Source organism: Bartonella sp. AP3QHHD, assembly GCF_042195765.1.
Classification (GTDB): domain Bacteria; phylum Pseudomonadota; class Alphaproteobacteria; order Rhizobiales; family Rhizobiaceae; genus Bartonella.
In genome coordinates this window covers 1-13,013 of record NZ_JBHIPC010000046.1, presented here as the reverse complement: position 1 = coordinate 13,013, position 13,013 = coordinate 1, and the positions used below count along the sequence as shown (strand labels likewise).

Below are 13,013 nucleotides of genomic sequence, written 5' to 3'. Positions count from 1 at the left end.
CTCTTTCACAATGCCTTGCACCCACAATTGAAACTGGAGCATAGCAGTGGCTTCGCCCACAGCACCCCCCACAGCACCGGCAGAGCAAGCACCGCTCGCAACAGTGCCTTTTAAGCAGCCAAGACCGGCGTGGGCAACGATTTGCGTGACCGTATCTATTTTGCCTTCTGCCTTGGCGGTACCGATTTCTTCCGCCAACGATTTGCCAACCGTATCAGACAGGGCGATGCGCAGATTGTTAAAAAAGTTCTTGTCAAGAGAGCCACCCTCAAGAGCCGTTTGCACGCCCNCAAGAGAGCCACCCTCAAGAGCCGTTTGCACGCCCGTGCCAATGGCGGCTTTGATCAGGTTCTTTTCCGCTTCACTGGCGATACGATCGACAAAAGGAGCGGTTTTTGGCAAAGATTGTCCAACACCTGCCATTTCCGTTATTTGGCTGGTTAAGCCTGCTGTCAACATCGACGAAACAATGCTGAGAACATTCTTTGAAGAGCCAAGCTCATGCAAAGCGCCGGCAATGTTGCCGCGATTATTGACAAGAGCCACAGCGCTTTTGTTAATCAGTGCTTGGACACCTGCCTGTATCGCTGCATTCATGGCGGTGCTCGAGCCAAGCCCCAAAGCACCGGTAATGGCACTGGCAGCGCCCGAGGCTGCTCCGGCCCGTAACCGCCGTGACAGCCAAGGCCACGAGAGCCGCACCGGCTTCTGTCAGCCCTTGGGCTTTATAATCCCAGTCTTTAAATTCAGCCTTAACTGCTTGTCAATCAACTTTCCTTACAAATCTTAATCAACCCAAAGAAATAACCTGAAATAGCAGTGTGTCGTATGAAAAATTAAAAACAAAAACCGAATGAAGAAAATGCACTTGAGACTTGCCTATGGCTTCACAGGTTTATTGCTGTAAAAGCTTCAAATGATGATATCTTTAATACTTTTTTCGCTTGTTCTCTTGTGGTAGCTTCCACAAGCGAAAAGATATGGACGATGACACCTCTTCTCAAGCTTATCAAACTGAACTCAAAGGTATTTCCTTATTGATTTTGAAAGAGTCCTTAAAACGCATTTTGCAGAGCAACGTAGAAAGCATGTCTAAAAAAATCATTCCAAAAGCAACAGATTTTTCTAAGTATTGTGAAGAGATTGAAAAAGATCTTCTTTCACGAACCAAAACTCTTCATAAACTAATAATAGGAGAGTTTAAAATAGATTTCTAAAAAATAGCAAAATAGTGAAAAGTGCTGATCATTTTTGGATTGGATATGCATTTAAAGAGTGATTAAAAAGTTTTTTTAATGTACAATATATTTCTAGAAGCCAAAATGGCTCTATAGTATCAAATTTATAAAGTAAATAAATCCATTAATACAAATTAAGGATTTTAGGATACACGAATTTCAAAATATTTGTTTTTTTAAAACATGAATAGCCAGCATCAGCACAAAAAATGTTGCGGCAGTTATGAGTCACTTTCATATATTTTTGAAATAACAGAGCTTTTCTTTAATCTTTATGAAAGGGTTGCCAGTGCTATGGGCTTTTTTGAAAGGTGGATTTGGGTATCAAAATGCAAGCGAGAGTTTGGGATTATGGAGCTCTGTGTTTAAAGCTATCATCAACTATAGATAAATCATAAACGAGGTTAACTAAAATATTAAAAGCAACTGGATGCAATAGAAGACATTGCTATTAAAATAAAAGATAGATTGTATTTTTATATCAGAAAATAATTTAAGAAATTGAGATCATAATTTTTCCACAGGAAATAAATATATTTACAAATAAGCAGCTAAGAACCTTGTTTGGCATTATAACTTTTATATTTTTATGTTTTTTAGGAATTAAAAAAATCTTGACTTTATTCAGAGTATTTTGACATTCGCGTCTGTTTCTTTGGTAATAGTCACAACGGTTTTTGAAATTTTATGCAATTCTAATATTCCTTCTGAATTGCAGAGCACCCCAAAATATAAAGATGATGATACAACAGGTTGGGTGAAACTAACACGTGATTTACAACAGTATTTGCACAGATTCTTAAAACTAATAAGTTTAGCGCTTGTCGTTTTAATTTTCCCAAATAGTTATAAAGAAACGGTTTCTTTACCTGTCATTTCTAGGTATGTGGAGTACAAGCTTTCTTTTCCATTGGGATGCTGTACTTTTGTACTCAGATATTGCTCTTTGGTATTCCTTTTTAGTTTGTGTATTGTTTCTTATGTTACGTACACGCAGTTTAATAAATATATCTATTTACACACTACAGTGCTCAGTTAAAAAGCCATAGTAAAACTTCCGATTTTATAAAACTGTTTAGATTAAATGGCGTTGTCTCTTCTCAACGTTCATAGATGAAATCAACAAGGAGATAAAAAAACTATCGAAAGCAGTTTGATACTCTTTGTCGCAGGAAAGAGGTCAACGCATTGAACGAAGCATGGCATCACGTAAAATGGCGTTAATCCGCATTTGATATCCTTTCCCTTGACTTTTAAAGTCACGCTAGCACGTCTGAATCCACACGCACTGTTGTAACAGTTTTGGGTGATTTATAGAATGGATTGAAAACGGCGTTTTTCCAGAACACATCATTGAGTGACGGAATATCTCTATGATCAATTGCACTATCCGACATTACAGCCAATTTATCAATTTCAACTCTCTGTTCATCTGTCAAAGCTGATAAGTTACCTACCTCAATTTCATAACGAACTTTCTTCTTTATAACGTTTCCTTTCTTTCAAATTGGCTCGCCGTGCTGAAATAATACGGATTACCTCTATGCCATCTTTATCGTCATGGACAGTATGCACTACGAATAGTAATAAAAAACCTCCACAAGCACTAAAGCTTGCTAACCATACTCTCCATTTTCAATACGGTCTTGTTTAGCCATGGAGAATAGATCAGAAAAAACATATGCAGCTATTTCAAAACTTTACACGGTGCTTTCTAAGATTACTTTTTGTTTTAGCTTCATCCCATTCAAATCTTATTTTTATACCTCATATTAATACATTTATAAGGGTATTATATACATCAAGAGTTTTAGATGAACACTTAATTATCCATGTTTTTGTACAATTAATATAATTTAATACTTTAAAAATTAGTGATTAATTAACTAAAAATATTAAAAAATAATAAATTATTCTAAGGCTTTATGCATATAATATTAATTGGCTATTTAGGGGCTGCTCCTGAAAGCAAAAATGAATTTTGGTGCCGAAACATTCAATTTTCGTATGGCTACCTCTGAAAGCTATGCAGAAAAATACCAATAAAAAAGTAGACAAAACAAAATGGTATTCCGTGATGCTTTTTAATCTACATACATTTGGAAAACTTGTTCTTCAGTACAGAACTGCCCCTTTTTCCGAATGAATGAGAGGAACGGTTTTTTTAATGGTCAACGCTACAAAGGATGCAATCAGCACTTTCAAGAAACCACTAACCAAAAAACCTAATGAACTTATTAAAACTGTCAGCAAAGGAACCTGTGTCATATACGCTACCCATGGTATTCCAAAAGAATAGACTATCCCAATGCCACCCACAGTATTTATCACAAATAATATTATAAAATTTAACCGCTGCCAAAATAATTCTACCATAAAGCCAATAAAAAATGCAGCAAATGGAAAACTAATCAGATAACCACTCGTAACTCCTGAAAAAACACTAATTCCACCACGACCACTAGGCAATAGAGGTAACCCAATCGCAATAAGAGCAAGGAAAAGAAGTGATGCTAAAGCTCCCCTTTTCGCTCCAAGTATAGAGCCTGCTAACATCGGAGCCATAGACTGAGCTGTAATAGGGACACCCAGCAAAAAAGGAAGATAAATAGGAGGAAAAAGACTCAAAACAGCGTAAATAGCGGCGAATAAAGCAATATAAACTAAATCTTTTGTATTCACTGAATTATTCCTTCACTAGGGAAAAGCTTTCGTTATTGTTGTACAATTAATAAAAAGTATCAGATTTATAAAAGTACACTTTAAATACCTTAGATATAGAGAAAAATACTATAATAATTTATTTTAATAATATCACTTATATGAATCATATTAGATTCTATAATGTTTAAATACATCATAAATTACTATAGTTAAATTCAATAATAGTGATATACGAATATTATATAACAACAGCATAACAAAATAATGCATTTATTTTAGTTATTATGCTTTGAATGAATGAGAGGAACAGATCTTTTAATCGCGAGTGCAATAAAGGATGCAATCAACGCTTTTAAACAATCGCCTATCAAAAAAACTGATGAAGCCATTAAAACATTCAGTAAAGAAACTTTGGTCATATAAGCTGTCCATGGAACACCAAAAGAATAAACTATCCCAATGCCACCGACAGTATTTATCACAAATAATATTATAAAATTTAACCGCTGCCAAAACAATTCTACCATTAAACCAATAAAAAATGCGGCAAATGGAAAACCTATTAAATAACCACTTGCAATCCCTGAAAAGACACTGATCCCACCGCGACCACCAGGCAACAGAGGTAATCCAATCGCAACAAGAACAAGAAAAAGGAGTGACGCTAAAGCACCCCTTTTTGCCCCAAGAATAGACCCTGCTAGCATCGGTCCCATCGATTGAGCTGTAATAGGTATCCCTAGAAAAAAAGGAAGATAAATAGAAGGGAAAAGGCCCAAAATAGCATAAACAGCGGCAAATAAGGCAATATAAACTAAATCTTTTGTATTCATTTGATTCTTCTTTCACTATAAAAAACTTTGATTATTATGAGATGCTGTATCAATGGTATCAACATCATAAGAACGCGCTTCCAATGCTTCAGCCACTTCTGAAGCCATTCTTATGGTTCGTATAATTAAAGGTATCGCAAGAGCGAGAATGTTAGTGTTAAGTCCCCGTGCTTGCTGTGCTTCATGTACCTCATTAAACTTTTCACTCAAAAGAGGAATAAACCTGATCGCCATAGAGATAACCATACTCACTTTTGATGGATTTATACCAAAACAACGAAAGGGCTGGAGGCCTGCTTCAATTGCATCCACCATATCTGAAACTTTTGTTGTGAATGAAATAAGTGATGATAAAGAAAAGAGGATAACAAGACGTAATATGACCTCAACCCCCGTAAGCCAACCGCTAAAAATAGTTTGAAATACAAATAGAAGAACTAAAAGCAATCCCATCGATTTAAATTGCTTTATCGCAGTTTTGAAAGGGACCTTGGCGACTCTATAGAATAAGATGACCAACAACAAAAATAACCCAAGAAGCGCTATGGAAGAAACCATTATTATAAAAGTTCCACACGCCGTAAGAAATAATAACTTAACTCCAGGACCTAACCTATGAATAAACGTATCCCTTGGAATATATAAACCGATCATGACATTCTTCTTATATACTCCTTGATAGCAACAAAAGGTACATCATCAATTGCTATCTCCCCCTTATCAAAAACCAGCACTCTATCAAACTTTTTCAAAAACTCCAAATCATGCGATACAACTATTGCCGTTTGTGGTAATTCTTCTATCACTTGCGTAACGCGATGCTTATTTCGCAAATCAAGTAATGTTGTCGGCTCATCAAAAATAATGTAGTCTGGTTTCATTGCAACTACACCGGAAATAGCAACGAGTTGTTTTTGCCCACCACTTAATAAATGGACAGCGTGATTTCTGAAATCTTGAAGTTCATAGCGTTGTAAAATTTCATCTACACGCTCCTTAATTTCATCTTTATTAAGCTTTAAATTTTTGAGACCAAAGGATAAATCCTCTTCAACTAATGGTAAAACAATCTGATTATCGGGATTCTGAAATACAAATCCAACTTTACGCTTTACTGCTTTTGCATCGCGCTTGGTATCAAGCCCATCAACGCTTACAAAACCGTGAGATGGTAATTGGAGTCCATTAATAAGACGAACAAATGTACTTTTTCCAGAACCATTCGCACCTATAACAGCAATTCGTTTTTCGGTAAGCTGTACAGTAATATTTCTTAAAACACACAAATCACCAAAAACTTGTGTTACCTCATCAAATTTTATAGTCCCCAAGATTTATTCCAATCAATCCCTTTTATTAGCTCTTCTTTCTCTATCGTTTCAGTTTATAACCTAAAAGTAATAATAAGCACCATAGAGGAATAATAATGACTGCCAAACTCATATCAGGCATCTGTACAGGAATATATGTTTCAAGAAAAGGCACGCTTATTCCTATCATATCAAAAAGTCGAGTCATCAATCCATTTTGCCCAAAACCACTGATAAACATAATGCAAAATAATAAAGCAAGAAAGAAGAGACAAAGATAGTTAGCGTAAGGATATAAACCAAACGCATAAGTAAAGTTGCCTTTTCTGTTCTTATGGGCATTGCGAAATTTCAAATGAACAATAACAATAATAGCCCAAGTAATCACTGCTGCTGCAGTTGCAAGAGCCATGATCCGCATGAAACTATTATCAGGAACAAGAGCATTAACAACGACAATCAACACCGTACAGAATGATGAAAAAAGGATAGCAATATAAGGAACACGAGCAGCACTCAGTTTACTAAAAATATGTGGTGCATTTTTTTGTACAGCTAAACTATAAAGCATACGGCCATTAGAATAAATGCCACTATTGTAAACAGAAATAGCAGCCATAATCACCACAAAATTCAAAATATGACCAGCAGCAGGAATTCCTATAGTCTCGAAAATTGTGACAAAAGGACTACCATTTTTTCCAATCATATTCCAAGGGCTGATTATCATAATAATGCTGATAGAACCAATATAAAAAATTATAATCCTCCACATAACTTGACGAATAGCCGCTGGAATTGTTTTTTGTGGATTAGATGCCTCTCCAGCAGCAATACCAATAAGCTCTGTTCCTCCAAAAGAAAACATTACTACAGAAGTTGCTAAAACAACCCCTACTGCTCCATAAGGAAAAAAACCGCCATGGTCCCAAAGATAATGAATATTCGCTTGATTTTCTCCTAGTCCAGTGACAATGAGAAAAATTCCAAAAATAATCATACCAATAACAGCAGCCACTTTGATCAAAGCGCAAGCAAATTCAAATTCTCCATAAAAACGAACATTAAACAAATTAACAAATGTAACAAATAAAAGAACAATGAAAGATGTCTTCCAATGATCAATCAAAATCCAATGATCAAGGTAAAACCCTATCACTGTAAGTTCAGCCATGCTCACAAGAATATAAAGAAACCAATAATTCCAACCTGTTATGAAACCAGCTAATCTCCCCCAATATTTATAAGCAAAAAAACTAAATGCTCCTGAAGACGGTTCTTCTACTGACATTTCACCAAGCATTCGCATAATGAAATACATAATAAGCCCGCCGGCAAGATAAGATAAAATAACTGAGGGGCCAGCTAATTGAATTGCCTCGGTTGATCCATAAAAAAGTCCTGTCCCAATAACGCCACCCAAAGCAATCATTTGAATATGGCGATTTTGAAGGCTACGCTTCAATTCCTCGTGCTTTTTTTCAGACATCATGCCTCACTACTTTTGTTGAACCTAACCTCAACTTTTATTGAAAAATTAGGCACCTCTTTCAAAAAACACAAAACAAACGTAAACTTATTTTCTTATCATAATGCAACTCCTTATTTTTTTGTGCATTATACGTATGTCCCGTTGAAGTTTTAAGAAAAAATATGCTCCACCCTTTATTTAAATTAATGTCCTTCATTTTCGTTACACTAACCATTATAGCATTGGTCATTGATAACACACACTCTGTAATCACATCACATTGGACAACAACCCCCTTTAATAAAATTTTAACAAGCCTTCTGCAAACAGATATCTATCACCTTAATCAATCTCTATGCAAGGTAATGCCTGATTTTCTGTCCTCAATTTGCATTACTCTCACTTATTTACCCGCATGGTCTATCTTTGGTGCTTTAGCAATAGTATTTTGTATCTTAAATTACGAAAAACAAAAGCCTTTTCACAAAATATCATATACATATAACGAAGAGTACATTTGATCTTGAAAAAAACTTCTAGAGCTCTCTGTACTATACACAACAGGTATCGCTTAGAGCACCTCACCCTATTAAAACAACTGAAAATCATTTGATCATCAGAATGGATTAAAACGCTTTATTATAAATATATGCGCTCAGTTATAAATTATACGGGCTCACTTATGATTTCTATAGATAATGATAACATTACTTCATTTGTATCAATTTAATAAAAACTAGCGAATAAACCTAACTCCCATCTATAGAAAATTCTGTACAGAAAAAACTTAACATATTGAAGTTCATATATTTTTATGGATGTTCCTTTATACTCTACAAAAACTTTTCTTAATTTTAGTACTAGAAATCACATATAAAAAAACGTCTTCTAATATCAGCACTCCTTATAAAATTGGAACTTCTTGAAATTAATGAAGAAGCTTATAAAAATTATTCTACAAGTCTAACAAAATGCGTTAAACAAAAATCAATCTGTAAATAATTGCAATTGTAATAAAGAATATTTCGCATCTTACTCCCATTGTGACATCCACCCTATTACATCTAAAAAAATCCAAGAGACTATTAGCAGAAAAATTTTAAGCATCTTCTCTCTATTGAGAAAATGGTAAAATAACAGCTTCAGTCACACTCTGTTCTTTTAAATCTGAAAATCGTTTCGCTAAAACATCAACTTTTTTAGATATCTCATCCAAACTTTTCCATTGATCAGTTACCACTCGAGAAAGTTCCTCAATGAATTTTTCTTGGTAAACTAGCTTCATTTCTAGTTCTATCAGCCGATCTTCATCCGACATGATTTTTACTCCCTCTTAAATAAAAAAACGTGATTAATTTTATTAATCCTCCTCCCTTTTTCTTCCCATAAAAATGAGAAGTAACTTTTCAAATAATTCTACTCATCTTATTTGCACATTATAAAAGGTTTATGATGATCTTTATTTTCCCAATCACTTATACAACAAATTTCTTTCTTAAGAATCAGAAAATGTTTTTATCTTTACTAAGTTATCTTGACACCATTTTTCATCCTAAAGATCTACATTCCCAGCTTCTTAATTTAAGTGCTATCGTAAATTGGAAAGCATTTTATAGCATTAAGGTCAAAGAATACTTTCCTCTGACTTTTACATACTTCTCCTTCAAATTATTATCATATGTATAAATTATTGAAAAAATGCATTCTTGCTTTTATACGTACTTTTAGCTATTACCCTCAAATTAGTTTTGTTTCATTGACTTACAAACCTATGCCGCATTAGCTCAGTTGGTAGAGCACATCATTCGTAATGATGGGGTCGCTGGTTCGAATCCGGCATGCGGCACCATTTTTTCTCTTTAATATATTGAAATATATAATTTTTTATTTGATTTTCTATTTTTTAGACCACCTTTTAGTCCACCTCTTGTGGTTTATACAATTTTACTTAATTTGTTGTTATTTGCTCCGTATTTTTCTTTGGAGTAAAAGCTAGAATCTCTTTTTTTCTCCATCTCACTGCTCTTCCTAGCTTATAGGGTTGCGGAAACTCCCCTTGAAGCACCCAATTGCGAATCGTTGTGGTTGATACACTAAAAAGCTGTGCACATTCACCGGTTGTTACATATCTATCGCCATCATCAAATATCATCTCATTACCTTTCTATTTTTATATTACTTATTACCTAAATGGGTGGGGGTGCTGGGAGGAGAAAGCACCCCCATAGAGTCAAGCAGCTTTTGTCAAAATCTTTTGCATTTCTTGTTCTATCTCTGCTAAAAAGGCTTCGACCGCTTGATTAATCTCTTCAATTTGTTCTTCATCACGGTGAATGCGTTTGATTTTCATGCGTAAGTATGTTGATTACCTCGTAAAACGTGGGTCATAACTGATAAAATCACACCATTTTCGTCCCGTACAAGCCATTTGGAATTGCATTTGCGCGCTATATTCAGGCTTTATAGTGTCATCTATAAAGAAGCGTAAGTGGTTTGGTGATTGTGGACATTTGACTTCAACTAAACCGTCATCACCAACAAACCCATCAGGACTAGCACCAGCCATTTTGATTGTGGGATGTTGTATGAAACCACACTCTATGATCTCTGTATCATAAATAAATGCATATTCTTTCAAGGCATCTTCTTCATGTTCAATGTCCCATTGCATAGCCGGAGTTGGATAAGATTGGCTTACTTCACCAGTTAAACGTTCTGTTATAAGTTTGATTTTGTAGTCTTCATATTTGCTTGTAGGCATTCCCTTTGCTGTTTTACTCAGTAGGTTGTAAACGTTTGAAGCGGTGACTTTTCCCAAGCGGGCTTGAAACCACTCTGCTGTTCTTTGTTCCATTTCACACCGCCGTTTGTTGTTGAGTTGGTACATATTCAATATCTTGGATATGAATGTATTCTGCTTCTTGTATAGGAGCGTCTATTTTCTTTTGTGGTGAATGAGATTGCTCTGTTTTAGCTTTTTGCCTCTCTTGCAATATATCAAAAATTATTTTTGCTTTTTCATCAGGAATATCTTCAAGGCTCTCGACTTTTGCATAATCAAGTATCCTTGCTTCATTGGTTCCAGTTTCTTCAATTAATTCTTGGATTTGTATAAGCATGTCATGAGAAACAAGTTGTACTTGTGTGGTATTATTATTAATACGAGCCGCTTCATCTTCTTCATAAATGCCGGAAAAACCGAAAGCATAGCGTGCACATTGTATAGTTGCTTTATGACGTAACATACGTGCTGGATATTTTTTCCAAGGTTCACTTTTTTCTTGCACGCATTCATTTAAATATTCAGTGACTTCGATAGGGTTTTTAATGCCTTTAAGATGAATAGCACATTTAATGGCAATTAAACTCCCATCTTTATCGAGTTGATCTTGAAAAGTCATGCCATCAAATTTAGGATTAGATTTAATGATCTTAATCCATCCATCAATAGAGACAACAGGGATAATACCGCCGCCTTTTTTAGGGAACGCATAGATTTCTTTTGTTAATGGGTTTAATCCATAAGTATTTGCAACCGAGATAAAAGCAGCGAATTCTTCATTAGAGAAGTTATGATTGATACAAGTTTTGATAATTGTTTTACGAAATTCATCATGAGAAAATCCATATTTGCTTGCCATGGTTATTAAAGAAGAACTTGTCATTATTGTTTTCCTCCATTGCGCGCAACTCACCCGTGGCGTGAATCACGCATGTGTTAAAAGTTGGTTTGGTTGTTAGAGTTTGGATTTTATAGGCTGCATTATGTCTTCAGAAATTATGGTATCTACATAAGGCTCGTCTTTATACCCAGAGATAGTGATACAAAGTTCACCTAGATTGTGAGTATTTCTCACAACTAACTGTGCACACAAGGTAGGTTTAATTCCATATTTATACATGATTTATTTTTTCTCGTTTGTTGTGATACGGCTTTCTCCGCAGATCTCTGAATCTCCGTAAATTTTTGCGTCGCCATAAACTCTTGCATTGGGATAAACAATTGCATTTCCGTAAATCTGTGCGTTTTCAAAAATGCGACCACCACCATATACTCGGGCGTTATTATAAATTTTTGCATTGTCATAAATTTTTGAACCCCAAGTAACACAAGCATTATCATAGACCCAGCAATTGCCATCATGAGAGAGATTGCTTTCATTTTCTATAAAGCCCCCAAGGTCCCCAGCCTTAACATCATCAAAATCTCTTAAAGCACGAATGCGGTACAATGTATGGCAACTTACAATATCGGTGGTTTCATTAGTCAATTCGTATTTTTTTCCATGATTTATCCCCCTACCTTAAAATAGCGTCACTTCCATAAAATGCTGTATCGCCGGCTACTATGGCATTACCACGAACTTTTGCGTTATTATAAACTTCGGCATCATCATAAACCTTCGCATTTTCAGAGATATATGCATTTTGATAAATACAAGCATTGCCTCCAACCCAGCAATTATCATCATGGCTAAGATTCCATTCACTCTCTACCCNATCATAGACCCAGCAATTGCCATCATGAGAGAGATTGCTTTCATTTTCTATAAAGCCCCCAAGGTCCCCAGCCTTAACATCACCAAAATCTTTTAATGCACGTATGCGGTAAAGCGTAAGGTATCCATCAAACGGAATTGTTTCATCAGTAAGTTCGTATTTTTTCATCTGGTCTTTTCTCCAGTTGAGATTCTTTTATCGCCATCAATCCAGTCGTCCCAACATACACATGCATCACCGTAAATTTTTGCATGACCATAAACATGCGCATCACCGCAAACTTGCGCATTGCCGTAAACACGCGCCCTATCGTAAATGTGTGGCTCTTCGTAAACTTGTGCATTGCCATAAACTTCTGCATTATCAAAAACGCTAGGTTCACCGCAAATATATGCATCACCGTAAACTTCTGCATGACCGTAAATGCATGGTTCATCGAAAACTTCTGCTTTGCCATAAATACGAGAATTGCCGTAAACATGTGCATAACCGTAAACTTGTGCATTTTCGTAAACCTTAGCATTACCAAAAACCTTGGCATTACCATAGACTTTTGCATAATCCCCAATCCAGCAATTGCCATCATGACTTAGATTGTCTTCTTTTTGTATAAAACCGCCTAGGTCATCTGCTTTAACATCATCAAAATCCCTTAAANTCTTGAGACAGCACACCAATTCCTTTTGCTGTGACTTTTGCGCAAGGAATGACCTTTTCTATTCCATTTGCGGTTTGAAGTGTGATAGTTGGACAATCCATAAGTTTCTTTTGGATTTTGTCTTGATACGGTAGCAAATTTCCACCTGCTGCTCGTCTGTAAACCCAACCTTTTTGCTGTAAGAAGAGAATGAATTGTTTTGGTTGCATCTCGAGTATTTTAGCGGCTTCTGTAAGACCAAAGAGTCCATTATGACGCTGTAAGCTTTCAAGAGCCATGGCTTTTGGTGTTAAATCTTCAATGATGGTGTCTTTTTGATCTATTTGACCTTGTAGGTAA

General features: G+C 35.6%; 14 protein-coding genes, 1 tRNA gene and 4 pseudogenes. 3 read left to right on the top strand and 16 right to left on the bottom strand.

What is annotated here, in order from left to right:
* A pseudogene (locus ACFIL7_RS02590) lies at positions 1–763 on the bottom strand (DUF637 domain-containing protein); the annotation flags it as partial.
* Positions 764–1,771: 1,008 nt separating this feature from the next.
* On the opposite strand from ACFIL7_RS02590, the pseudogene ACFIL7_RS02585 reads away from it, so the two are divergent.
* Positions 1,772–2,287 (top strand): annotated as a pseudogene (locus ACFIL7_RS02585) (hypothetical protein).
* Between the two features lie 131 nt (positions 2,288–2,418).
* Here ACFIL7_RS02585 and ACFIL7_RS02580 read toward each other — a convergent pair.
* Positions 2,419–2,469 carry a hypothetical protein gene (locus ACFIL7_RS02580; RefSeq protein ID WP_375618717.1) on the bottom strand — a complete coding sequence of 17 codons (51 nt, stop codon included), beginning with the start codon at positions 2,467–2,469 and terminating at the stop codon, positions 2,419–2,421.
* 28 nt (positions 2,470–2,497) lie between these two features.
* Positions 2,498–2,677 (bottom strand): hypothetical protein, encoded by a 180-nt coding sequence (locus ACFIL7_RS02575; RefSeq protein WP_375618712.1) that lies wholly within the window; start codon positions 2,675–2,677, stop codon positions 2,498–2,500.
* A 486-nt stretch (positions 2,678–3,163) separates the two neighbouring features.
* On the opposite strand from ACFIL7_RS02575, the pseudogene ACFIL7_RS02570 reads away from it, so the two are divergent.
* A pseudogene (locus ACFIL7_RS02570) lies at positions 3,164–3,360 on the top strand (single-stranded DNA-binding protein); the annotation flags it as partial.
* Here ACFIL7_RS02570 and ACFIL7_RS02565 read toward each other — a convergent pair.
* The 6 genes from ACFIL7_RS02565 to ACFIL7_RS02540 all read right to left on the bottom strand — a co-directional run bounded on the left by ACFIL7_RS02565 (position 3,354) and on the right by ACFIL7_RS02540 (position 8,834).
* Positions 3,354–3,920: a biotin transporter BioY gene (locus tag ACFIL7_RS02565; protein WP_375633212.1), complete on the bottom strand. Its 567-nt coding sequence runs from the start codon at positions 3,918–3,920 to the stop codon at positions 3,354–3,356. The pseudogene ACFIL7_RS02570 and the gene ACFIL7_RS02565 overlap by 7 nt on opposite strands.
* Positions 3,921–4,177: 257 nt before the next feature.
* The gene (locus tag ACFIL7_RS02560) at positions 4,178–4,735 is read right to left on the bottom strand and encodes a biotin transporter BioY (protein ID WP_375634997.1); all 558 of its coding nucleotides are present in this window, start codon (positions 4,733–4,735) and stop codon (positions 4,178–4,180) included.
* A gap of 15 nt (positions 4,736–4,750) precedes the next feature.
* A complete protein-coding gene (locus tag ACFIL7_RS02555) occupies positions 4,751–5,389 on the bottom strand; it encodes an energy-coupling factor transporter transmembrane component T family protein (protein ID WP_375640707.1) in 639 nt (212 codons plus the stop codon).
* Positions 5,386–6,066: an energy-coupling factor ABC transporter ATP-binding protein gene (locus tag ACFIL7_RS02550; RefSeq protein ID WP_375618715.1), complete on the bottom strand. Its 681-nt coding sequence runs from the start codon at positions 6,064–6,066 to the stop codon at positions 5,386–5,388. The genes ACFIL7_RS02555 and ACFIL7_RS02550 overlap by 4 nt, the downstream gene beginning before the upstream one ends.
* A gap of 40 nt (positions 6,067–6,106) precedes the next feature.
* The gene (locus tag ACFIL7_RS02545; protein WP_375634993.1) at positions 6,107–7,534 is read right to left on the bottom strand and encodes an amino acid permease; all 1,428 of its coding nucleotides are present in this window, start codon (positions 7,532–7,534) and stop codon (positions 6,107–6,109) included.
* A 1,096-nt stretch (positions 7,535–8,630) separates the two neighbouring features.
* A complete protein-coding gene (locus tag ACFIL7_RS02540; RefSeq protein WP_375634991.1) occupies positions 8,631–8,834 on the bottom strand; it encodes a SlyX family protein in 204 nt (67 codons plus the stop codon).
* A 455-nt stretch (positions 8,835–9,289) separates the two neighbouring features.
* On the opposite strand from ACFIL7_RS02540, the gene ACFIL7_RS02535 reads away from it, so the two are divergent.
* Positions 9,290–9,365, top strand: a tRNA-Thr gene (locus ACFIL7_RS02535).
* Positions 9,366–9,464: 99 nt separating this feature from the next.
* Here the strand turns inward: ACFIL7_RS02535 and ACFIL7_RS02530 are convergent.
* The 7 genes and pseudogenes from ACFIL7_RS02530 to ACFIL7_RS02500 form a co-directional block, all read right to left on the bottom strand.
* On the bottom strand, positions 9,465–9,668 hold the full coding sequence (locus ACFIL7_RS02530) for a helix-turn-helix transcriptional regulator (RefSeq protein ID WP_375634989.1): 204 nt from the start codon (positions 9,666–9,668) through the stop codon (positions 9,465–9,467).
* A gap of 78 nt (positions 9,669–9,746) precedes the next feature.
* Positions 9,747–10,370 (bottom strand): annotated as a pseudogene (locus ACFIL7_RS02525) (lambda exonuclease family protein).
* A 1-nt stretch (position 10,371) separates the two neighbouring features.
* Positions 10,372–11,181, bottom strand: coding sequence for a phage recombination protein Bet (bet, locus tag ACFIL7_RS02520; protein WP_375634987.1), 810 nt, complete (start codon positions 11,179–11,181; stop codon positions 10,372–10,374).
* Between the two features lie 240 nt (positions 11,182–11,421).
* Positions 11,422–11,787 carry a hypothetical protein gene (locus ACFIL7_RS02515; protein WP_375642946.1) on the bottom strand — a complete coding sequence of 122 codons (366 nt, stop codon included), beginning with the start codon at positions 11,785–11,787 and terminating at the stop codon, positions 11,422–11,424.
* A gap of 28 nt (positions 11,788–11,815) precedes the next feature.
* Positions 11,816–12,184 carry a hypothetical protein gene (locus ACFIL7_RS02510; RefSeq protein ID WP_375683310.1) on the bottom strand — a complete coding sequence of 123 codons (369 nt, stop codon included), beginning with the start codon at positions 12,182–12,184 and terminating at the stop codon, positions 11,816–11,818.
* Entirely contained in the window at positions 12,181–12,690 is a 510-nt protein-coding gene (locus tag ACFIL7_RS02505) for a hypothetical protein (protein ID WP_375683309.1), read from the bottom strand. The genes ACFIL7_RS02510 and ACFIL7_RS02505 overlap by 4 nt, the downstream gene beginning before the upstream one ends.
* Positions 12,659–13,013 (bottom strand): phage antirepressor KilAC domain-containing protein (locus ACFIL7_RS02500; protein ID WP_375683308.1); only part of this gene is annotated, 355 nt, incomplete at its 5' end. The genes ACFIL7_RS02505 and ACFIL7_RS02500, both read right to left, overlap by 32 nt.

Excerpts from the sequence above, each read along its gene's own strand:
- ACFIL7_RS02560 (WP_375634997.1), bottom strand. The coding sequence starts at position 4,735 with ATGAATACAAAAGATTTAGTTTATATTGCCTTATTTGCCGCTGTTTAT.
- ACFIL7_RS02555 (WP_375640707.1), bottom strand. The coding sequence starts at position 5,389 with ATGATCGGTTTATATATTCCAAGGGATACGTTTATTCATAGGTTAGGT.
- ACFIL7_RS02545 (WP_375634993.1), bottom strand. The coding sequence starts at position 7,534 with ATGTCTGAAAAAAAGCACGAGGAATTGAAGCGTAGCCTTCAAAATCGC.
- ACFIL7_RS02540 (WP_375634991.1), bottom strand. The coding sequence starts at position 8,834 with ATGTCGGATGAAGATCGGCTGATAGAACTAGAAATGAAGCTAGTTTAC.
- ACFIL7_RS02530 (WP_375634989.1), bottom strand. The coding sequence starts at position 9,668 with ATGATATTTGATGATGGCGATAGATATGTAACAACCGGTGAATGTGCA.
- bet (WP_375634987.1), bottom strand. The coding sequence starts at position 11,181 with ATGACAAGTTCTTCTTTAATAACCATGGCAAGCAAATATGGATTTTCT.